Below are 21,465 nucleotides of genomic sequence, written 5' to 3'. Positions count from 1 at the left end.
GGCAGGCAAGATCACAGGTGGACTATGGCAAAGCGGTGGTATTCGGTGAGCGTCCTCTCGAACTTCGAGAAGAAGATCGCTGAACAGATCCGGACGTCGGTCGAGGAGCAGGGGCTTCAGGACCAGATCGACGAGGTGCTCGTGCCCACCGAAGAGGTGATCGAGGTGCGCCGCGGCAAGAAGGTCACGACCGAGCGCCGCTTCATGCCCGGCTACGTCCTGGTGCACATGGAAATGTCCGACCGGGGCTATCACCTGATCAACTCGATCAACCGCGTTACCGGCTTCCTGGGGCCGCAGGGCCGCCCGATGCCGATGCGCGACGCCGAGGTCGAGGCGATCCTGGGCCGCGTGCAGGAGAACGAGGACCAGCCGCGCACGCTGATCCACTTCGAGATCGGCGAGCGGGTCAAGGTCAACGACGGCCCGTTCGAAGGCTTTGACGGCATGGTCGAGGGCGTCGACGACGACAACCAGCGCCTGACGGTGGCGGTGTCGATCTTTGGCCGCGAAACCCCGGTCGAGCTGGAGTTCACCCAGGTGTCCAAGCAGGGCTGAGCCTTTTCTGTCAGGATGTAAGAGGGCGCGTTGCGAGGGCAGCGCGCCTTTTGCGTTGTGGGCCGTCGCGTCATTGCGCACTGGCGCAGGGTGTCGCATTCAGGGGCATTCTCTGAGGTCGTGCCGGGGTCGCCGTGACGGAACTGCGAATTTCCAACCAGGACGCCCGGCGGCTGTGGCTGGCCGCGCACGGGCTGGCCGAGCCGCCGGTCGGCGCGCGCGAGACGATGGCGATCATCCGCGACCTGGGGTTCGTGCAGCTGGACACGATCCAGGTGGTCAGCCGCGCCCATCATCATATCCTGTGGAGCCGCAACCAGAGCTACCGCGAGCCCGACCTGGACCGGCTGTTGCGCGGCCGCAATGTGTTCGAGCATTTCACCCACGATGCCTCGGTCCTGCCGATGGAGATGCTGCCGCTGTGGCGGCGGCAGTTCGACCGGATGCGGCAGAAGGCCGAACGCTGGTCCTGGTACGTCGGGCGCGGCGACGATGCCCTGATGGACGAGATCCGGGGGCGAATCCGCGACGAGGGGGCGCTGTGCACGCGCGATTTCGACACGCAGATTGAGGGCGAGCGTGCCATGTGGCAGCGCCCGCCGCACAAGAAGGCGCTGGATTACCTGTGGTATGCCGGCGAACTGGCGACCTGCCACCGGGACGGCGTCATCAAGTACTACGATCTGGCCGAACGGGTCTTTCCCGAGGACTTGCGGTTCGAGGTGCTGCCCGACCAGGCGCAGGTCGACGGGCTGTGCCGCGCGGCGCTGGCGCGTCTGGGCTTTGGCACCCTGGGCGAGATCCGCAAGTTCTGGGAGGCGGCAGAGGTCGACGAGGTGGCGTCCTGGGCCGAGCGGGATGCGGGGCAGCTGGTGCCGGTGCTGATCGAGGGCGTGGACGGCCGTTGGACCAGGGGGGTTGCCTGCGTCGATATCGAGGACCGCCTGGCCAGCGCGCCCCAGCCCACGTCGCGCCTGCGCATCCTCAACCCGTTTGATCCGGCCATCCGTGACAGGGCGCGGGTGCGGCGGCTGTTCGGCTTCGACTACACGGTCGAGATGTTCGTGCCGGCGGCGCAGCGGCAATGGGGCTATTACGTCTATCCCCTGCTGGAGGGGGACCGGCTTGTCGGCCGCGTCGAGGCCAAGGCCGAGCGCGCCAATGGCCGCCTGACGGTGCAGAACCTGTGGTGGGAGCCGGGGGTGCGGCCCGGCGCGGGGCGTCTGTCGCGGCTGGAGGCGGAACTGTCCCGCCTGGCCCGGCTTGCCGGGGTCGAGGATGTCGTCTGGACCTGCGACCGCGTCTGACCGCGGCGGCGGTTGCGGCCCCTTGCCAAGGACCCGGCCTTGGTCTAGACGGCGCCTTCATGCTGTCCCGAGGTGACTCGGGGTGCATCCGCAGTGGGAGGCGAGGGCGTCGCGATGTCCGGACCGCACCACGCCACATCAACGCCCCGAGGTCGCGACCGAGGGGAGATGGACAAGGAGAAAGCTCATGGCCAAGAAGCTGATGGGCAAGATGAAGCTGCAGATCCCTGCAGGCAAGGCCACCCCCTCCCCGCCGGTGGGCCCTGCGCTGGGTCAGCGCGGCATCAACATCATGGAATTCTGCAAGGCGTTCAACGCCAAGACGCAGGAGATGGATCCCGGCGCGCCGTGCCCGACCGTGATTACCTACTACCAGGACAAGTCCTTTACCATGGACATCAAGACGCCGCCGGCGTCGTGGTTCCTCAAGCGCGCGGCGGGCCTCAAGCCGGTCGGCAAGCGTAACCGCCCCAAGGGCGCCGTGAAGCCGGGACGCGAGACCATCGCCACCGTCACCGTGGCCCAGGTGCGCGAGATCGCCGAAGCCAAGATGAAGGACCTGTCGGCGAACGACGTCGAGGCAGCAATGCAGATCATCCTTGGCTCGGCCAAGTCGATGGGCATCGAGGTGAAGGGGTAACTACCATGGCAAAGCTTGGAAAACGCACCCGCGCATCCCGCGAGGCCTTTGCCGGCAAGGACAACATCACCGTCGAAGACGCGGTGAAGCTGATCAAGTCGTGCTCGGCCACCAAGTTCGACGAAACCGTCGAGATCGCGATGAACCTGGGCGTCGATCCGCGCCACGCGGACCAGATGGTGCGCGGCGTGGTTTCGCTGCCCAACGGCACCGGCAAGGTGACCCGTGTCGCCGTGTTCGCCCGTGGCGCCAAGGCCGATGAGGCCAAGGCGGCAGGCGCGGACATCGTCGGCGCCGAAGACCTGATGGAATCCATCCAGGGCGGCACCATCGATTTCGACCGCTGCATCGCGACCCCGGACATGATGCCGATCGTCGGTCGCCTGGGCAAGATCCTGGGCCCGCGCAACCTGATGCCGAACCCCAAGGTCGGCACCGTGACCATGGACGTCACCGAGGCCGTCAATGCGGCCAAGGGCGGCCAGGTGCAGTTCAAGGCCGAAAAGGCCGGCGTGGTGCACGCAGGCGTCGGCAAGGTGTCCTTTGACGAGGCCAAGCTGGTCGAGAACATCCGCGCCTTTGTCGGCGCGGTCTCGGCCGCCAAGCCGACGGGCGCCAAGGGCACCTACATGAAGAAGATCTCGCTCAGCTCGACGATGGGCCCGGGTGTGACACTGGACATCGCGAGCGCGACCGGCAACTGAGCCGCTTGCGTGACCGGACGGATAGGGCGGGCCTTCGGGTCCGCCCTTTTTCGTTGCGGGGAAACCCGCCGTTAAGGGCGCTGGCGTATGCGGGTTGTCAGGACCATCCCGGACAGGAGCCGCTGCCCATGCCCCGATACCTGATCTTAGCCCTTTCCATGCTGGCCAGCCTGGCCTGCGGACCGGTTCTTGCGCTGGATGCGCCCGCCGGCAGCCCGCTGCTGACCGTGTCCGGCGACCTGACCGTCACCAACGCCGATGATGTCGCGGTCTTCGACCTCGACATGCTCCACGCCCTCGAGTGGCGCGAGATCGACACGTACACCCCCTATTCCGAGGGGCCGCAGCGCTTTGCCGGTCCGACCCTGGCGTCGCTGCTGGAGGCGCTGGGCGTCACGGAGGGCACGCTGCTGGCCATTGCGCTGAACGATTACGCCATCGACATCCCGGTGTCGGATGCGCGCGACTTCGACGTGCTCTTGGCGATCGAGCATAACGGCGAGGCCATGCGCCCGCGCAACAAGGGGCCGATCTGGGTGATTTACCCGATGAACGGGACGGAACCGCTGACCGAGGCGCATGGCTCCCGCATGATCTGGCAATTGAACCGGATCACGGTCAGGCCCTGAGACCAGATTGATGTGGCGCTGGCTGTCCGACTACGCGCGCGCGATCAGGGCGCTGCTGGCGCTCTGTTGCGCCCTGGGGCTGGCGCTCATGCTCTACGAGTTCGAGCAGACGCACCAGCGCAACCGGGCAGAGACCGTCAACGAGGTCAACAATACCCTCTGGGCGATGAGCGAACTGCAGTTCGAAAGCCAGCGCCTGGTGGGCGCGGTCGAAACCTATGCGGCCGGCCGGGCCGACCTCACCCAACTGCGCCTTCGGTTCGACATCCTGTGGAGCCGGGTCGACGTGGCCGAGCGGGAATCGGTCAGCCTTGGCGGGACCTTTCTGCCGGTCCTGGCCGACTACCGCCGCGTCCTTCAGCACTACGATCCGGTCGTGTACGCCCCGGCCACCGATACAGAAGACCTGTTCCGGATGGCCGAGGATGTCGGTGCACTGGTGCTGCACTCGCGGGACATCTGGACACAGGCGTTCGGCACCCAGAGCCCGGCCGATCGTTTTGCCGCGTCCCAGGAGGTCATCGACCGCCGCAAGCAGACCGAAATGGCGGCGATATTCCTGATCGCTGTGCTGATGATCTACGTGCTGGCCGAGGTCTATTTCGCCAACAAGGGCATGCAGGCAGAGGCCACGCTGCGCAGGGCCGCGGCAGAGGCCAGCGCGGCCAAGTCACGCTTTCTCGCCAATGTCAGCCACGAGATCCGGACCCCGCTGAACGGCATCCTCGGCATGGCCTCGGAACTGGCCGAGACCCCGCTGTCGACCGACCAGGCGCAATGCCTGCGGGTGATCGAACAGTCGGGCAACGTGCTGCTGGGCACGATCAACGACGTGCTGGACCTGAGCCGGGTCGAGGCGGGCCAGCTGTCCACCGAGGATCGCCCCTTTGTGCTGCGCGACCTGGTCGAGGCGGCCTGCGCGCTCTACAGCGCCCGCGCCCGGGAAAAGCAACTGACGCTGACCTTGCAGGTGCAGGAAAACCTGCCGCCCGTCGTCGTGGGGGACGAAACCCGCATCCGGCAAGTGCTGCACAACCTCGTCGCCAACGCGGTCAAGTTCACCGAGGCCGGCAAGGTGACGGTCCGCGTCCGCGCCGACCTGAACGGGCAACGGCTGGTCATCGCGGTGCAGGACAGCGGGCCAGGCATCGAACGCGAGGCGCAGGCGCGCATCTTCGAACCCTTCGTGCAGGCCGATGCCAGCGTCACCCGGCGGCATGGCGGCAGCGGCCTGGGGCTGACGATCTCGCGTCAGCTGTGCCAGGCGATGGGCGGCGACCTGTCCGTGGTCAGCCGGCCCGGGCACGGCGCGACCTTTTTCTGCGACCTGCCGCTGCGCACGGCGAGCACCGAACAGATGCGCGCCATCCGCAACGAGCCGCTGCAAATCCCCGATCTGTCCGGGGTGAGCGTGCTGATCGCCGACGACAACGCGACCAACCGGCTGATCCTGCGGCGGTTCATGGGGGCCACGCGGGCCGACCTGCGCTTTGCCGAGACCGGCGAAGAGGCGGTCGAGCAGTGCCGCGCCGCTGCCTGCGAGGTGGTGCTGATGGACGTCCAGATGCCGGTGCTGGACGGGGTCGCGGCCACGCAGCAACTGCGGCAACTGGAGCGGGAGACCGGGCGCGCGCCGTCGCTGATCGTGGCGGTGACGGCGAATGTCCTGAGCCACCAGGTCGACGGCTATGTCGCGGCCGGCATGAACGAGGTCCTGGGCAAGCCGGTGTCCAAGCGCGACCTGATGGCGCTGCTGGCACGGCACCTCGACGGGATCAAGGCACCCGACGGCCAGGCCGCGCCGACACAGGACCGGCAGACGCAGGCCCGGCAAGCAGGGGAGGGGCAGACGCGCGAAAGGCAGACGCGCGAGGGGCGCAGGCAGACTTCCTGATCGCGGCGCTTTCGGCTAGACCTGCCGCATGAAATGGTATTTTGCCCTGCTCCCGCTTGCCCTGGTCGGGGGGCTGTTGCTGAACTGGCAGCTGTCGCAGCCCTCGCACACGCGCGCCTGGCGCGCCGACCACAGCCGCCTGCCCGAGGTGACCGAAGCCGGCGGCATCTACCGCGTGGCGAACATCCGCAACTGGGACTACGCGACCGACGGGTCGGTCACGCGGCAGGAGTGGATCGCGGCCGAGATCGACCCGGACAGGCTGGTTGGCACCGGCTTCCTGGTCGAGCCTTTCGGCGGTCATGACGCCATCGCCCACACCATGTTGAGCTTCAGCTTTTCCGACGGCGCCAGCTATATCGCCTCGATCGAGGCGCGGCGCGAGGTGGGCGAGGAGTACAGTGCGGTCAAGGCGGCGGTCCTGCCGATCTTCGAGTACCTGTTCGTCTGGACGACCGAGCGCGACATGTACCTCAACAGCGAATTCATGTCCGGCGACCAGCTGTACCTGTATCCCCTCGACATCCCGCTGGATCAGCAAAGGGCGGTGCTGAAAGCCATGCTCGCGGAAACGGCCGAGATCCAGGCGCAGCCGCGCTGGTACAACACGCTGTTTTCCAATTGCACCAACGTGCTGGCACGCACGGTCAACAAATTCGCGCCAGACGCGGTGCCCTTTGACAAGGCATGGGTCCTGACCGGCTACGCCGCCGAGTTTCTGTACGAACAGGGGTTTTTCGGGACCGCGCTGACCTTTCACGAGGCACGGGCGCGGGCCCACATCTCGCCGCTGATCCGCGAGTTTCACGGCATCGCGGACCCGGTCGCGTTCTCGCAGGCGATCCGGGCGCGGCGGTCCGGAGGCTGACACGCCGGCGCGGAAAATCGCGATCGCCCCTTGGCTTTGCGGCCAATGATGGTATTGGACTGCCTTGCTTGCCGGTCGCGATTCGTCGCGGCCACGCGGGCATTTCGTCCGAGACGGTGGGTTGGACCCTGGTCCTGTAATTCCTGCCCGAGACGGGAAGAGACATCTTTCGGAACGGCTCCACCCGTTCCGGTCGGAACGGCCCCGGCCTTTCCGTGATGCGTCGACCCTCATCGGACATGCCGTCCGGGGTAACCCCCGGGCAAAATGAGCCGGAGGGTCCGCCCTCCAACAACTGGAGTGAAACTGTGGATAGAGCTCAGAAAGAAAAGGTGGTCGAGGAACTCGGCCAGATCTTCGAAAGCTCTGGCGTCGTGGTGGTTGCCCGCTACGAAGGTCTCACGGTTGCCGAGATGACGGATCTGCGCGGTCGCGCCCGCAAGGGTGAGGCCCAGGTCCGTGTCGCCAAGAACAGGCTCGCCAAGATCGCCGTCGAGGGGACGCCGTGCGCAGGCATCGCGTCGCTGCTCGAGGGCATGACCGTTCTGACCTTCTCCGAGGATCCCGTGGCTGCGGCCAAGGTCGTCGAAGAGTTCGCCAAAGATAACAAGAAGTTCGAAATCCTTGGCGGTGCAATGGCTGGAACGGCCCTGGACCGGGCCGGTGTCGAGGCCGTGTCGAAAATGCCGTCGCGCGAGGAGCTCATCGCTTCGATCGTCGGCTGCATCGGCGCACCTGCTTCGAACATCGCCGGTGCGATTGGCGCACCTGCATCGAACATCGCTTCGATCCTCTCGACCATCGAGGAAAAGGCCGAAGCGGCCTAAGGCAAACCGGAACGATCTGCGTGGGGTGAATGCCCCGGCGTTGGAACACAACAACCTACGGAAAGAGTCTCAAAATGGCTGATCTGAAAGCACTTGCAGAGCAAATCGTCAACCTGACGCTGCTCCAGGCACAAGAACTGAAAACCATCCTCAAGGATGAGTACGGCATCGAGCCCGCCGCTGGCGGCGCCGTCATGATGGCAGGCCCGGCCGGTGGTGGCGAAGCCGCCGCAGCCGAAGAGGAAAAGACCGAGTTCGACGTCATCCTCAAGACCGCTGGCGACAAGAAGATCAACGTGATCAAGGAAGTCCGCGCGATCACCGGCCTGGGCCTGAAAGAAGCCAAGGACCTGGTCGAAGCCGGAGGCAAGGCCGTCAAGGAAGGCGTGTCCAAGGCCGAAGCCGAGGACATCAAGAAGAAGCTCGTCGAGGCTGGCGCCGAAGTCGAGATCAAGTGATCGCGGGAGGCCTGGCCTCCTTCGCACTGTCGGGGCGCTTCCGGATCATCCGGGAGCGCCTTTTTCGTTGCGTGTCAAGGATCCGCGCGCAAGGGTGGGTGCCCGCCCGCGCCCCGGTGCTGCCGCTTCCCGGCTTGACGATCGAGGCAACATTTGTCATTGTCGGGGAATGTGGATAAACGCAAATCCCGTTGTCGGGGGTTGCGTTCGCGTGCTTCACCGAATATTCGGAAATCTCCCGCGGGGTCGAGCGATTCGAACCCGCCATTCGTCTGTTTCCGGATCGGGAGGTGTCGGCGCGATCACTTGAATTGTCTCAACATCGTCCCCGGCTTGCAGCGGTTCCCGGAATTTGCAGGTGCCAGGCGGAGGCCCGGACAGGGAAGGGATGTTCTCCACAAGGACACAAGGCCCACGAGACAAGGCCCACGAGACAAGGCCCACTAGGACACACGGCACGCCCCGGACTTGGCAAGCCCCTCTGCGAGAGGGGTTTTCCAAGGCAGGGCAGACCGGATCGAGTGGTGCGCGGTGGGACGCGCGCCGAGAATGGATCCGGTTGTCTGTCATCACTGACGCGCCGACGGCTGTGGCCCCCGACAGCCAGTCCGCGCGGACAGAGAACACGAAAGGGTGGCTCCACTCATGGCGCAAAGTTTCCTCGGGCAGAAACGCCTTCGTCGGTATTACGGCAAGATCCGCGAAGTCCTTGAAATGCCGAACCTCATCGAGGTTCAGAAATCGAGCTACGAGCTGTTCCTGAAGTCCGGCGACCAGCCGAAACCGATGGACGGCGAAGGCATCAAGGGTGTCTTCCAGTCGGTCTTTCCGATCAAGGACTTCAACGAGACGGCGGTGCTGGAATTCGTCGACTACGAGCTGGAAAAGCCCAAGTACGACGTCGAAGAATGCATGCAGCGCGACATGACCTACAGCGCGCCGCTGAAGGTCACCCTGCGGCTGATCGTGTTCGATATCGACGAGGACACCGGCGCCAAGTCCGTCAAGGACATCAAGGAGCAGGACGTCTTCATGGGCGACATGCCCCTGATGACGCCGAACGGCACCTTCATCGTCAACGGCACCGAGCGCGTCATCGTTTCCCAGATGCACCGTTCGCCGGGCGTGTTCTTTGACCACGACAAGGGCAAGACGCATTCCTCGGGCAAGCTGCTGTTCGCCTGCCGGATCATTCCCTACCGCGGCTCCTGGCTGGACTTCGAGTTCGACGCCAAGGACCTGGTGTTCGCCCGCATCGACCGCCGCCGCAAGCTGCCCGTGACGACCCTGCTCTATGCCCTTGGCATGGATCAGGAAAACATCATGGACGCCTATTATGACACGGTGACCTTCCGGCACCGCAAGGGAGAAGGCTGGGCGACCAAGTTCTTCCCCGAGCGGGTCCGCGGCACGCGTCCGACCTTTGACCTGGTCGACGCCGACAGCGGCGAAGTGATCGGCGAAGCCGGCAAGAAGGTGACCCCGCGCGCGGTCAAGCAGCTGATCGACGACGGCAAGGTCAAGAACCTGCTGGTGCCGTTCATGCACATCGTCGGCAAGTATGTCTCCAAGGACATCATCAACGAAGAGACCGGCGCGATCTACGTCGAGGCCGGTGACGAGCTGACCTGGACCGTCGACAAGGACGGCGAAGTGACCGGCGGCACCCTCAAGGAGCTGCTGGACGCCGGCGTGACCGAGATCCCGGTGCTGGACATCGACAACATCAACGTCGGTCCGTACATCCGCAACACCATGGCGAACGACAAGAACATGAACCGCGACACCGCGCTCATGGACATCTACCGCGTCATGCGTCCGGGTGAACCGCCGACCGTCGAGGCCGCCTCGAGCCTGTTCGACACGCTGTTTTTCGACAGCGAACGCTATGACCTGTCCGCCGTGGGCCGGGTCAAGATGAACATGCGCCTGGCGCTGGACAAGCCCGACACCCAGCGCACGCTGGACCGCGAGGACATCGTGGCCTGCGTCAAGGCGCTGGTCGAGCTGCGCGACGGCAAGGGCGAGATCGACGACATCGACCACCTCGGCAACCGCCGGGTGCGCTCGGTCGGCGAGCTGATGGAAAACCAGTACCGCGTCGGCCTGCTGCGGATGGAGCGCGCGATCAAGGAACGCATGTCCTCGGTCGAGATCGACACCGTGATGCCGCAGGACCTGATCAACGCCAAGCCAGCCGCCGCTGCGGTGCGGGAATTCTTCGGCTCCTCGCAGCTGTCGCAGTTCATGGACCAGACCAATCCGCTGTCCGAAGTGACGCACAAGCGTCGCCTCTCGGCCCTCGGGCCGGGCGGCCTGACGCGCGAGCGCGCCGGCTTCGAGGTGCGCGACGTGCACCCGACGCACTATGGCCGGATGTGCCCGATCGAAACGCCGGAAGGCCCGAACATCGGCCTGATCAACTCGCTGGCGACCTTTGCCCGCGTGAACAAGTACGGCTTTATCGAGACCCCGTACCGCGTGGTCAAGGACGCCAAGGTCACCGACGAAGTCCACTACATGTCCGCGACCGAGGAAATGCGCCACACCGTGGCGCAGGCCAACGCCTCGCTGGACGAGGAAGGCCGTTTCCGCAACGACCTCGTCTCGACTCGCAAGTCGGGCGACTACACCCTCAGCCCGCGTGAGAACGTGGACCTGATCGACGTGTCGCCGAAACAGTTGGTGTCGGTCGCGGCCTCGCTGATCCCGTTCCTCGAGAACGACGACGCGAACCGCGCGCTGATGGGCTCGAACATGCAGCGGCAGGCGGTGCCGACGCTGCGTTCCGAGGCGCCGCTGATCGGCACGGGCATCGAGGAGGTCGTGGCACGCGACTCTGGCGCCGCCGTTCTGGCCAAGCGCGCCGGGGTAATCGACCAGGTCGACGCCATGCGCATCGTGGTCCGCGCCACCGAAGACATGGACCCGGGTGACCCGGGGGTCGACATCTACCGGATGCGCAAGTTCCAGCGCTCGAACCAGAACACCTGCATCAACCAGCGTCCGCTGGTGAAGGTGGGTCAGAAGGTCGAGAAGGGCGAGGTCATCGCAGACGGCCCGTCCACCGACATGGGGGAACTGGCGCTCGGCAAGAACGTCGTCGTCGCCTTCATGCCGTGGAACGGCTACAACTACGAGGACTCGATCCTGATCTCCGAGCGGATCGCGCGGGATGACGTGTTCACCTCCGTCCACATCGAGGAATTCGAAGTGGCGGCGCGCGACACCAAGCTCGGCCCCGAGGAAATCACCCGCGACATCCCGAACGTCGGTGAAGAGGCGCTGCGCAACCTCGACGAGGCGGGCATCGTCTACATCGGCGCCGACGTGGAGCCGGGCGACATCCTGGTGGGCAAGATCACCCCAAAGGGCGAGAGCCCGATGACGCCGGAAGAAAAGCTGCTGCGCGCCATCTTCGGCGAAAAGGCATCGGACGTGCGCGACACCTCGCTGCGGGTGAAGCCGGGCGACTACGGCACCGTGGTCGAGGTCCGCGTGTTCAACCGCCACGGGGTGGAGAAGGACGAGCGCGCCCTGCAGATCGAGCGCGAAGAGATCGAACAGCTGGCCCGTGACCGGGACGACGAGCTGGCGATCCTCGACCGCAACATCTACGCGCGTCTCAAGGACATGATCCTGGGCAAGACCGCCGTGAAGGGCCCGAAAGGCATCAAGGCGAACTCGGAGATCACCGAGGAGCTGCTGGACACGCTGACCCGCGGTCAGTGGTGGCAGCTGGCCCTGGGCGAGGAAGAGGACGCCAAGCACGTCGAGGCGCTGCACGACCAATACGAAGCCCAGAAGCGGGCGCTGGACGCGCGTTTTGAGGACAAGGTCGAAAAGGTCCGTCGCGGCGACGACCTGCCTCCGGGCGTGATGAAGATGGTCAAGGTCTTCATCGCGGTGAAGCGGAAGCTTCAGCCGGGCGACAAGATGGCCGGCCGTCACGGCAACAAGGGCGTGGTCAGCCGCGTGGTGCCGATGGAGGACATGCCGTTCCTCGCCGACGGTACGCCGGTCGACTTCTGCCTCAACCCGCTGGGCGTGCCTTCGCGCATGAACGTCGGGCAGATCCTCGAGACCCACATGGGCTGGGCCGCGCGCGGCCTGGGCATCCAGGTGGACGAGGCGCTGCAAGAGTACCGCCGGTCGGGTGACCTGACCCCGGTGCGCGAGGCGATGCGCATCGCCTATGGCGACGAGGTCTATGACGAGGGTCTTGCCGGGATGGACGAGGACCACCTCGTCGAGGCGGCGTCGAACATCATCAACGGCGTGCCGATCGCGACGCCGGTCTTCGACGGCGCCAAGGAGGCGGACGTGAACGACGCGCTGCGCCGTGCCGGCTTCGACGAGAGCGGCCAGTCCGATCTCTTCGACGGCCGCACGGGCGAGCAGTTCTCGCGTCAGGTGACGGTGGGGGTGAAGTACCTGCTCAAGCTGCACCACCTGGTCGACGACAAGATCCACGCGCGCTCCACCGGGCCGTACAGCCTCGTCACCCAGCAGCCGCTGGGCGGCAAGGCGCAGTTCGGCGGCCAGCGTTTCGGCGAGATGGAGGTCTGGGCGCTGGAAGCTTACGGCGCGGCCTACACCCTGCAGGAGATGCTGACGGTGAAGTCGGACGACGTGGCGGGCCGGACCAAGGTCTACGAGAGCATCGTCAAGGGCGAGGACAACTTCGAGGCCGGCGTGCCGGAATCGTTCAACGTTCTCGTCAAAGAGGTCCGCGGCCTGGGTCTCAACATGGAACTCCTGGATGCGGAGGAAGACGAGTGAGGAGAAAGGCGTTTGGAAACGCCTTTCAAAGCGGCTTTGCAGCCGCTTTGCGAAGGGCCTTCGAAGGCCCTTCCCCCGCCCTCGCCCCCACCGCACCCTCTGAACTCTGAGGACAAGACATGAACCAGGAACTCACCAACAACCCGTTCAACCCGGTTGCGCCGGTCAAGACCTTCGACGAGATCAAGGTCTCGCTGGCCTCGCCCGAACGGATCCTCTCGTGGTCCTTCGGCGAGATCAAGAAGCCCGAAACCATCAACTACCGCACGTTCAAACCCGAGCGTGACGGCCTGTTCTGCGCGCGCATCTTTGGCCCGATCAAGGACTACGAGTGCCTCTGCGGCAAGTACAAGCGCATGAAGTACCGCGGCGTCGTCTGCGAGAAATGCGGCGTCGAAGTCACCCTGCAGAAGGTCCGGCGCGAGCGCATGGGCCATATCGAGCTGGCGGCGCCCTGCGCCCACATCTGGTTCCTCAAGTCGCTGCCCTCGCGCATCGGCCTGATGCTGGACATGACACTGCGCGACCTCGAGCGCGTGCTCTACTTTGAAAACTACGTGGTGATCGAGCCCGGTCTCACCGACCTGACCTATGGCCAGATGCTGACCGAGGAGGAATTCCTCGACGCGCAGGACCAGTATGGCATGGACGCCTTCACCGCCAACATCGGCGCCGAGGCGATCCGCGAGATGCTGGCCGCCATCGACCTGGAGTCCGAGGCCGAGACCCTGCGCGCCGACCTCAAGGAAGCCACCGGCGAGCTGAAGCCCAAGAAGATCATCAAGCGGCTGAAGGTCGTGGAATCCTTCCTCGAGTCGGGCAACCGCCCCGAGTGGATGATCCTGACCGTGATCCCGGTCATCCCGCCGGAACTGCGCCCGCTGGTACCGCTGGACGGCGGCCGCTTTGCCACCTCCGACCTGAACGACCTGTACCGCCGCGTGATCAACCGGAACAACCGCCTCAAGCGGCTGATCGAACTGCGCGCGCCGGACATCATTGTCCGCAACGAAAAGCGGATGCTGCAGGAATCGGTCGACGCCCTCTTTGACAACGGCCGCCGCGGCCGCGTCATCACCGGTGCCAACAAGCGCCCGCTGAAGTCGCTGTCGGACATGCTGAAGGGCAAGCAGGGCCGCTTCCGCCAGAACCTTCTGGGCAAGCGGGTCGACTTCTCCGGCCGTTCGGTCATCGTGACCGGCCCGGAATTGAAGCTGCACCAGTGCGGCCTGCCCAAGAAGATGGCGCTGGAACTGTTCAAGCCGTTCATCTACTCGCGGCTCGAGGCCAAGGGCCTGTCGTCGACCGTCAAACAGGCCAAGAAGCTGGTGGAAAAGGAGCGTCCCGAGGTCTGGGACATCCTCGACGAGGTCATCCGCGAGCACCCGGTGCTGCTGAACCGCGCGCCGACGCTGCACCGCCTGGGCATCCAGGCGTTCGAGCCGATCCTGATCGAGGGCAAGGCGATTCAGCTGCACCCGCTGGTCTGCTCGGCCTTCAACGCGGACTTCGACGGTGACCAGATGGCCGTGCACGTCCCGCTGAGCCTCGAGGCCCAGCTGGAAGCGCGCGTGCTGATGATGTCGACGAACAACGTCCTGTCGCCGGCCAACGGCTCGCCCATCATCGTTCCGTCGCAGGACATGATCCTGGGCCTGTACTACGTGTCGATCCAGCGCGAGGGCATGATTGGCGAAGGCATGGTCTTTTCCTCGCCGGAAGAGGTCGAGCACGCGCTCAACGCCGGCGAAGTGCACCTGCACTCCAAGATCCAGTGCCGCGTCAAGCAGATCGACGAGGAAGGCAACGAGGTCTGGCAGCGGTTTGAAACCACTCCGGGCCGCGTGCGGCTGGGCGGCCTGCTGCCGCTCAACGCCAAGGCACCGTTCGAACTGGTGAACCGGCTGCTGCGCAAGGGCGACGTACAGACCGTCATCGACACCGTCTACCGCTACTGTGGGCAGAAGGAGTCGGTCATCTTCTGCGACCAGATCATGCGGCTGGGCTTTGTCGAGGCGTTCAAGGCGGGCATCTCGTTCGGCAAGGACGACATGGTGATCCCCGACAACAAGTGGACGCTGGTCGACGAGACACGCGACCAGGTCAAGGATTTCGAACAGCAGTACATGGACGGCCTGATCACCCAGGGTGAGAAGTACAACAAGGTCGTCGATGCCTGGTCGAAGTGCAACGACAAGGTCACCGAGGCCATGATGAACACCATCTCGGCCAAGCGCTACGACGAGCAGGGCCGCGAGCAGGAGCCGAACTCGGTCTACATGATGGCGCACTCCAAGGCGCGGGGCTCGGTCACGCAGATGAAGCAGCTGGGTGCCATGCGCGGCCTGATGGCCAAGCCCAACGGCGACATCATCGAGACGCCGATCATCTCGAACTTCAAGGAAGGCCTGACCGTTCTCGAGTACTTCAACTCGACCCACGGCGCCCGCAAGGGCCTGTCCGACACCGCGCTCAAGACGGCGAACTCGGGCTACCTGACCCGCCGTCTGGTGGACGTGGCGCAGGACTGCATCATCCGCCTGAACGATTGCGGCACCGACCGGGCGATCACCGCCGTGGCCGCGATCAACGACGGCGAAGTGGTCGCCACGCTGGGCGAGCGCATCCTGGGCCGCGTCGCGGCCGAGGACCTGGTGCACCCGGAGACCGGCGACATGCTGGTGCGTGAAGGCGAGCTGATCGACGAACGCACCGCGGATCTCGTCGAGGATTCGGGCCTGCAATCGGCGCGCATCCGTTCGCCGCTGACCTGCGAGGCCGAGGAGGGTGTCTGCGCCACCTGCTACGGCCGCGACCTGGCGCGCGGCACCAAGGTGAACGTCGGCGAGGCTGTCGGCATCATCGCCGCGCAGTCGATCGGTGAACCGGGCACGCAGCTGACCATGCGGACCTTCCACATGGGCGGCGTTGCGCAGGGCTCGTCGCGCTCGTTCCTCGAGTCGAGCCAGAACGGCAAGGTGGCCTTTGCCAATCCGCTGCTGATCTCGAACGCGGCGGGCGAGCAGATCGTCATGAACCGCAACATGCAGATCCTCATCCTGAACGACCAGGGCGAGGAGATCGCGTCGCACAAGCTGGGCTACGGCTCCAAGCTGTTCGTGACCGAAGGCCAGCAGGTCAAGCGCGGCGACAAGCTGTTCGAGTGGGACCCCTACACCCTGCCGATCATCGCCGAGAAGGACGGTATCGCCAAACACGTGGACCTGGTGACGGGTATCGCCGTGCGCGACGAGACCGACGATGCCACCGGCATGACCCAGAAGATCGTGATCGACTGGCGGGCCGCGCCCAAGGGCAACGAGCTCAAGCCCGAGATCATCCTGATGGATGCCGACGGCGAGCCGGTGCGCAACGACCAGGGCAACCCGATCACCTACACCATGTCGGTGGACGCCATCCTGTCGGTCGAAGACGGGCAGGAGATCAAGGCCGGCGACGTCGTGGCGCGTATCCCGCGCGAAGGTGCGAAGACCAAGGACATCACCGGTGGTCTGCCGCGGGTGGCCGAACTCTTCGAGGCGCGCCGTCCGAAGGATCACGCGATCATCGCGGAAATCGACGGCTACGTGCGGTTTGGCAAGGACTACAAGAACAAGCGCCGGATCACCATCGAACCGGTGGACGAGAGCCTCGAGCCCAAGGAATACATGATCCCCAAGGGCAAGCACATCCCGGTGGCTGAAGGCGACTTCGTCCAGAAGGGCGACTACATCATGGACGGCAACCCGGCCCCGCACGACATCCTGTCGATCATGGGGATCGAGGCCCTAGCCAACTACATGATCGACGAGGTGCAGGACGTCTACCGGCTGCAGGGCGTGAAGATCAACGACAAGCACGTCGAGGTCATCGTCCGCCAGATGCTGCAGAAGTGGGAGATCCAGGACTCGGGTGACACCACGCTGCTGAAGGGCGAGCACGTCGACAAGATGGAGTTCGACGAGGCGAACGCCAAGGTCGAGAAGAAGGGCGGCCGCCCCGCACAGGGCGAACCGATCCTGCTGGGCATCACCAAGGCCTCGCTGCAGACCCGCTCGTTCATCTCGGCGGCCTCGTTCCAGGAGACGACCCGCGTGCTGACCGAAGCCTCTGTTCAGGGCAAGGTCGACAAGCTGGTGGGCCTCAAGGAGAACGTCATCGTCGGCCGTCTGATCCCGGCGGGCACCGGTGGCGCGACCAAGAAGGTGCGCCGCATCGCGCAGGAGCGGGACAACGTGGTGATCGAGGCCCGCCGCGAGGAGGCCGAAGCCGCCGCCGCGCTGGCGGCCCCGGACATGATGGAAGACGTGGTGGGCGGCGACGAGTTCGACACCCTGATCGTCGACACGCCCGAGAGCCGCGAGTAAGCGCCGCTTTCAGGCCTGAACATGACAAAGCCCGCTCCTCAGGAGCGGGCTTTTCTTCGCGTGCATGGGAACGGGGCGGACCAAGGCCATTCGAATGGCCTTGGAAAAACGCGTTTGCAAACGCGTTTTGAAAGCGGTTTCGAAACCGCTTTTTCAAGCCGCTTCGAAGCGGCTTTCAGCCCCCGAACACCCGGCGCACATGGTCGACATCAATGGCGAAACGCGCCTTCACATCGGCCTCGCCCTCGGCGTCCAGACGGGGAAGTTTCACCCGCTTCACATGTTTCCCTTGGCGCGAGTCGTTGTGGTCATTGTGTCCGCGCAGGTACATGATCTCATCGGTGAAGGTCACGGTGGGCATGAACTGGTTCAGCTTGTTGTGGCCAAAGTTCATGATGCTCTGGCGCACGCCTGGCTGCACCGCCACGGCCTGCGCCACGCCCCAGTAGGGGGTCACCTGCACCTCGGCGCAGAGGCCCTGCGCGTCCGGCCTGCCGACATAGCCGCGGTTCCAGTCGAAACCCACCAGCCGGTGCCGCGCCAGCAGTGGCGCCACGTCGACCGCCGCCTGGCGCAACTTCGCCACGAAATCCACCGACACCGCGTCGTCGTCGTCGTGGCGGAACTCCAGGCAGGGCCGGGACAGGTCGCGCAGCCCGTTGATCACCTCCTGGCAGACCTTGCGGTGCGGACCGGGCGGGCGGGACACCACCATGGCCTGCGGAAAATCCGCGATCAGCGCCGCCAGCCGCTCCCTCCACGGCGCGGGCATGGCGTCGCCCACCAGGATCGCAAAGACGAAATCGGGGTCGGTCTGGGCCTTCAGGCCGGGCAGGCAGAGGCACTCGAAATGGCGCAGCCGCTCTTCCATCCGGGCCGGCGCATAGAGGTAGTCCATGCGTTCCGACAGCGAGCCGTGCTCGACCTGGAAACCGCCCTCGGCGGGATAGGAAAATCGACAGAATCCGATGACTTGCATGTTCCGGTCCGGCGGTGCATGACACTCTCTCCTGCATGACACCGGCGCGTGCCGGGGGCAAGCCCGGTGGGCTGTTGACAAGGTCCGCGACTCCCCCTATACGCGCCGCTAATTCGCATCGGCCGTGGCCTTTGCGCCTTACAGAACCAAGCGGTCAAGATCCGGGCCTTGTGCCCCGATCCTCTGGACACCCACCGCGTCGTTCCCGTGTACGAGGGAACGCATGCGGTTTTTTGCGTCGTCGGGATTTTTCCTCGCGGGCGCGACCGAACCGGGGCAGCGCGCCATCGCGGGGCCCCACAACATGAACCTCCGCACGGGATGACCCGTGCAGCACAAATGTGAGAAGCACGGGGAAGTATCCGGAATGCCCACGATCCAGCAGCTGATCCGCAAGCCGCGGCAGCCCAAAGTCAAGCGCTCGAAGTCGCAGCACCTCGAGCAGTGCCCGCAGAAGCGCGGCGTCTGCACCCGCGTCTACACCACCACACCGAAGAAGCCGAACTCGGCCATGCGGAAGGTGGCCAAGGTGCGTCTGACCAACGGCTACGAGGTGATCAGCTACATCCCCGGCGAAAGCCACAACCTTCAGGAACACTCCGTGGTCCTGATCCGGGGCGGCCGGGTGAAGGACCTTCCCGGCGTGCGTTACCACATCCTGCGCGGTGTTCTGGACACCCAGGGCGTCAAGGACCGGAAGCAGCGCCGCTCGAAGTACGGCGCGAAGCGTCCCAAGTAAGAGGATAATCACAGATGTCTCGTCGTCACGCCGCCGAAAAACGCGAAGTCCTGCCCGACGCCAAGTATGGCGACCGCGTTCTGACCAAGTTCATGAACAACCTGATGTACGACGGCAAGAAGTCCGTCGCCGAAAGCATCGTGTACAACGCGCTTGAGCGGGTCGAAACCAAGGTCAAGCGCGCCCCCGTGGAAATCTTTCACGAAGCGCTGGACAACATCAAGCCGTCGGTCGAGGTCCGCTCGCGCCGCGTCGGTGGTGCCACCTACCAGGTTCCGGTCGAAGTGCGCCCCGAGCGCCGCGAGGCACTGGCCATCCGCTGGCTGATCAACGCCGCGCGCGCCCGCAACGAACACACCATGGAAGAGCGCCTTGCCGGCGAACTGATCGACGCCGTGCAGTCGCGCGGTGCCGCGGTCAAGAAGCGGGAAGACACCCACAAGATGGCCGACGCCAACAAGGCGTTCAGCCATTACCGCTGGTAAACTCATTAGCTCAAGGACCTGACACATGGCCCGCGATTATCCCCTCACCCGCTACCGCAACTTCGGGATCATGGCGCACATCGACGCCGGCAAGACCACGACGACGGAGCGTATCCTTTACTACACCGGCAAGTCCCACAAGCTCGGCGAAGTGCATGACGGCGCCGCGACGATGGACTGGATGGAGCAGGAGCAGGAACGCGGGATCACCATCACGTCCGCCGCGACCACCACGTTCTGGCAGCGTCAGGAAGATCCGACCGCCGAAGGCACCTCGGACACCAAGTACCGCTTCAACATCATCGACACCCCCGGACACGTGGACTTCACCATCGAGGTCGAACGTTCGCTCGCCGTTCTCGACGGCGCGATCTGCCTGCTGGACGGCAACGCCGGTGTCGAGCCGCAGACCGAAACCGTGTGGCGTCAGGCTGACCGCTACAAGGTTCCGCGCATCGTGTTCGTCAACAAGATGGACAAGATCGGCGCCGACTTCTTCAACTGCGTCAAGATGATCAAGGACCGCACCGGTGCGATCCCGGCCCCCATCGCGCTGCCGATCGGCGCCGAGGACAAGCTGGAAGGCATCGTCGACCTGCTGAAGATGGAAGAGTGGGTCTATCAGAGCGAAGACTTGGGCGCCTCGTGGAAGCGTCAGCCGATTCGGGACGAGCTTCAGGACCTGGCCGAAGAATGGCGCGCCAAGCTGATCGAGGTTGCCGTCGAAGTCGATGACGACGCGATGGAAAAGTACCTCGACGGCATCGAGCCCGACGAGGCCACCCTGCGCAAGCTGATCCGCAAGGGCACGCTGTCGCTGGCCTTCGTTCCCGTGACCGCCGGTTCGGCGTTCAAGAACAAGGGTGTGCAGCCGCTGCTGAACGCCGTGATCGACTACCTGCCCTCGCCGCTGGATGTGCCCGCCTACATGGGTTTCAGCCCGGACGACGAGACCGAAGAGCGCAACATCGCCCGTTCGGCGGACGATGCACAGCCCTTCGCGGCGCTGGCGTTCAAGATCATGAACGACCCCTTTGTCGGCTCGCTGACCTTCACCCGGATCTACTCGGGCACCCTCAAGAAGGGTGACAGCATGATCAACTCGACCAAGGGCAAGCGCGAGCGTGTCGGCCGGATGATGATGATGCACGCCATCAACCGCGAAGAGATCGAAGAGGCCTTTGCCGGCGACATCATCGCGCTGGCCGGTCTGAAGGAAACCACCACGGGCGACACGCTCTGCGATCCGCAGAAGCAGGTGGTCCTGGAAACCATGACCTTCCCCGAGCCGGTGATCGAGATCGCCGTCGAGCCGAAGACCAAGAACGACCAGGAAAAGATGTCGGCGGGCCTGGCCCGTCTGGCGGCAGAAGACCCGTCCTTCCGCGTCGAGACCGACCTCGAGTCCGGTCAGACGATCATGAAGGGCATGGGCGAACTGCACCTCGACATCCTGGTCGACCGTCTGAAGCGCGAGTTCAAGGTCGAGGCCAACATCGGCGCGCCGCAGGTGGCCTACCGTGAAACGATCTCGCACAAGATCGAGCACACCTACACCCACAAGAAACAGTCGGGTGGTTCGGGCCAGTTCGCCGAGGTCAAGCTGCAGATCATCCCGACCGAGCCGGGCGAAGGCTACTCGTTCGAGAGCAAGATCGTCGGTGGTTCGGTGCCCAAGGAATACATCCCCGGTGTCGAAAAGGGCATCAAGTCGGTCATGGACTCCGGTCCGCTGGCAGGCTTCCCGGTGATCGACTTCAAGGTGGCGCTGATCGACGGCAAGTTCCACGACGTGGACTCCTCGGTCCTGGCCTTCGAGATCGCCGCGCGGATGTGCATGCGCGAAGGTCTCAAGAAGGCCGGCGCCAAGCTGCTCGAGCCGATGATGAAGGTCGAAGTGGTGACGCCGGAAGAATACACCGGCAACGTCATCGGCGACCTGACTTCGCGCCGGGGCATGGTGCAGGGGCAGGACACCCGCGGCAACGCGATCGCGATCACCGCGATGGTGCCGCTGGCCAACATGTTCGGCTACATCAACAACCTGCGCTCCATGTCCTCGGGCCGCGCGCAGTTCACGATGCAGTTCGACCACTACGACCCGGTGCCGCAGAACATCTCCGACGAGATTCAAGCCAAGTACGCTTAAACGGGATGCCGGGCTGACGCCCGGCCTACCCATCACCGTAGGCCGGGCCCCGCGCCCGGCACCCGACAAGAAGAAAAGG

Annotated in this window: 15 protein-coding genes; 14 read left to right on the top strand and 1 reads right to left on the bottom strand. The window is 64.9% G+C overall.

Annotation, left to right across the window (positions count from 1 at the left end; genetic code table 11):
• The first annotated feature begins 24 nt into the window (after positions 1-24).
• The 11 genes from nusG (at position 25) to rpoC (ending at position 17,034) form a co-directional block, all read left to right on the top strand.
• Complete coding sequence (gene nusG, locus MAA8898_RS17180) at positions 25-558, top strand: transcription termination/antitermination protein NusG (RefSeq protein WP_094022256.1); 534 nt, start codon at positions 25-27, stop codon at positions 556-558.
• Between the two features lie 134 nt (positions 559-692).
• Positions 693-1,865, top strand: coding sequence for a winged helix-turn-helix domain-containing protein (locus MAA8898_RS17175; protein ID WP_094022255.1), 1,173 nt, complete (start codon positions 693-695; stop codon positions 1,863-1,865).
• 187 nt (positions 1,866-2,052) lie between these two features.
• A complete protein-coding gene (gene rplK, locus MAA8898_RS17170) occupies positions 2,053-2,505 on the top strand; it encodes a 50S ribosomal protein L11 (protein ID WP_094022254.1) in 453 nt (150 codons plus the stop codon).
• A 5-nt stretch (positions 2,506-2,510) separates the two neighbouring features.
• Positions 2,511-3,209 carry a 50S ribosomal protein L1 gene (gene rplA, locus MAA8898_RS17165; protein ID WP_094022253.1) on the top strand — a complete coding sequence of 233 codons (699 nt, stop codon included), beginning with the start codon at positions 2,511-2,513 and terminating at the stop codon, positions 3,207-3,209.
• Between the two features lie 128 nt (positions 3,210-3,337).
• Positions 3,338-3,838 (top strand): putative pterin-binding protein, encoded by a 501-nt coding sequence (locus MAA8898_RS17160; protein WP_245853447.1) that lies wholly within the window; start codon positions 3,338-3,340, stop codon positions 3,836-3,838.
• Positions 3,839-3,848: 10 nt separating this feature from the next.
• Positions 3,849-5,732 (top strand): ATP-binding protein, encoded by a 1,884-nt coding sequence (locus MAA8898_RS17155; protein ID WP_094022252.1) that lies wholly within the window; start codon positions 3,849-3,851, stop codon positions 5,730-5,732.
• 28 nt (positions 5,733-5,760) lie between these two features.
• Positions 5,761-6,600 (top strand): lipoprotein N-acyltransferase Lnb domain-containing protein, encoded by an 840-nt coding sequence (locus MAA8898_RS17150; RefSeq protein WP_094022251.1) that lies wholly within the window; start codon positions 5,761-5,763, stop codon positions 6,598-6,600.
• 308 nt (positions 6,601-6,908) lie between these two features.
• Positions 6,909-7,427 carry a 50S ribosomal protein L10 gene (gene rplJ / locus MAA8898_RS17145; protein WP_094022250.1) on the top strand — a complete coding sequence of 173 codons (519 nt, stop codon included), beginning with the start codon at positions 6,909-6,911 and terminating at the stop codon, positions 7,425-7,427.
• Positions 7,428-7,501: 74 nt separating this feature from the next.
• Positions 7,502-7,885 (top strand): 50S ribosomal protein L7/L12, encoded by a 384-nt coding sequence (gene rplL / locus MAA8898_RS17140; RefSeq protein WP_094022249.1) that lies wholly within the window; start codon positions 7,502-7,504, stop codon positions 7,883-7,885.
• Between the two features lie 645 nt (positions 7,886-8,530).
• Positions 8,531-12,667 carry a DNA-directed RNA polymerase subunit beta gene (rpoB, locus tag MAA8898_RS17135; RefSeq protein WP_094022248.1) on the top strand — a complete coding sequence of 1,379 codons (4,137 nt, stop codon included), beginning with the start codon at positions 8,531-8,533 and terminating at the stop codon, positions 12,665-12,667.
• Between the two features lie 119 nt (positions 12,668-12,786).
• Positions 12,787-17,034 carry a DNA-directed RNA polymerase subunit beta' gene (rpoC, locus tag MAA8898_RS17130; RefSeq protein ID WP_094022247.1) on the top strand — a complete coding sequence of 1,416 codons (4,248 nt, stop codon included), beginning with the start codon at positions 12,787-12,789 and terminating at the stop codon, positions 17,032-17,034.
• Between the two features lie 175 nt (positions 17,035-17,209).
• Here the strand turns inward: rpoC and MAA8898_RS17125 are convergent, their stop codons facing one another.
• Positions 17,210-18,013: a putative rhamnosyl transferase gene (locus MAA8898_RS17125; protein ID WP_094022246.1), complete on the bottom strand. Its 804-nt coding sequence runs from the start codon at positions 18,011-18,013 to the stop codon at positions 17,210-17,212.
• Positions 18,014-18,380: 367 nt separating this feature from the next.
• Between MAA8898_RS17125 and rpsL the strand changes: the two genes are divergently transcribed.
• The 3 genes from rpsL to fusA are packed head-to-tail and all read left to right on the top strand — an operon-like array spanning position 18,381 to position 21,386.
• Positions 18,381-18,752: a 30S ribosomal protein S12 gene (rpsL, locus tag MAA8898_RS17120; protein ID WP_005862801.1), complete on the top strand. Its 372-nt coding sequence runs from the start codon at positions 18,381-18,383 to the stop codon at positions 18,750-18,752.
• A 14-nt stretch (positions 18,753-18,766) separates the two neighbouring features.
• On the top strand, positions 18,767-19,237 hold the full coding sequence (gene rpsG / locus MAA8898_RS17115; protein ID WP_094022245.1) for a 30S ribosomal protein S7: 471 nt from the start codon (positions 18,767-18,769) through the stop codon (positions 19,235-19,237).
• A gap of 25 nt (positions 19,238-19,262) precedes the next feature.
• A complete protein-coding gene (fusA, locus tag MAA8898_RS17110; protein WP_094022244.1) occupies positions 19,263-21,386 on the top strand; it encodes an elongation factor G in 2,124 nt (707 codons plus the stop codon).
• The last annotated feature ends 79 nt before the right edge of the window (positions 21,387-21,465 follow it).

Origin of the sequence: Antarctobacter aquimaris (genome assembly GCF_900184945.1) — a bacterium.
Classification (GTDB): domain Bacteria; phylum Pseudomonadota; class Alphaproteobacteria; order Rhodobacterales; family Rhodobacteraceae; genus Maliponia; species Maliponia aquimaris.
Note: the sequence above shows the minus strand (reverse complement) of the source record. Positions and strands in the feature narration are given on the sequence as shown.

Excerpts from the sequence above, each read along its gene's own strand:
- nusG (WP_094022256.1), top strand. The coding sequence starts at position 25 with ATGGCAAAGCGGTGGTATTCGGTGAGCGTCCTCTCGAACTTCGAGAAG.
- rplK (WP_094022254.1), top strand. The coding sequence starts at position 2,053 with ATGGCCAAGAAGCTGATGGGCAAGATGAAGCTGCAGATCCCTGCAGGC.
- rplA (WP_094022253.1), top strand. The coding sequence starts at position 2,511 with ATGGCAAAGCTTGGAAAACGCACCCGCGCATCCCGCGAGGCCTTTGCC.
- MAA8898_RS17160 (WP_245853447.1), top strand. The coding sequence starts at position 3,338 with ATGCCCCGATACCTGATCTTAGCCCTTTCCATGCTGGCCAGCCTGGCC.
- MAA8898_RS17155 (WP_094022252.1), top strand. The coding sequence starts at position 3,849 with ATGTGGCGCTGGCTGTCCGACTACGCGCGCGCGATCAGGGCGCTGCTG.
- MAA8898_RS17150 (WP_094022251.1), top strand. The coding sequence starts at position 5,761 with ATGAAATGGTATTTTGCCCTGCTCCCGCTTGCCCTGGTCGGGGGGCTG.
- rplL (WP_094022249.1), top strand. The coding sequence starts at position 7,502 with ATGGCTGATCTGAAAGCACTTGCAGAGCAAATCGTCAACCTGACGCTG.
- rpoB (WP_094022248.1), top strand. The coding sequence starts at position 8,531 with ATGGCGCAAAGTTTCCTCGGGCAGAAACGCCTTCGTCGGTATTACGGC.
- rpoC (WP_094022247.1), top strand. The coding sequence starts at position 12,787 with ATGAACCAGGAACTCACCAACAACCCGTTCAACCCGGTTGCGCCGGTC.
- MAA8898_RS17125 (WP_094022246.1), bottom strand. The coding sequence starts at position 18,013 with ATGCAAGTCATCGGATTCTGTCGATTTTCCTATCCCGCCGAGGGCGGT.
- rpsL (WP_005862801.1), top strand. The coding sequence starts at position 18,381 with ATGCCCACGATCCAGCAGCTGATCCGCAAGCCGCGGCAGCCCAAAGTC.
- rpsG (WP_094022245.1), top strand. The coding sequence starts at position 18,767 with ATGTCTCGTCGTCACGCCGCCGAAAAACGCGAAGTCCTGCCCGACGCC.
- fusA (WP_094022244.1), top strand. The coding sequence starts at position 19,263 with ATGGCCCGCGATTATCCCCTCACCCGCTACCGCAACTTCGGGATCATG.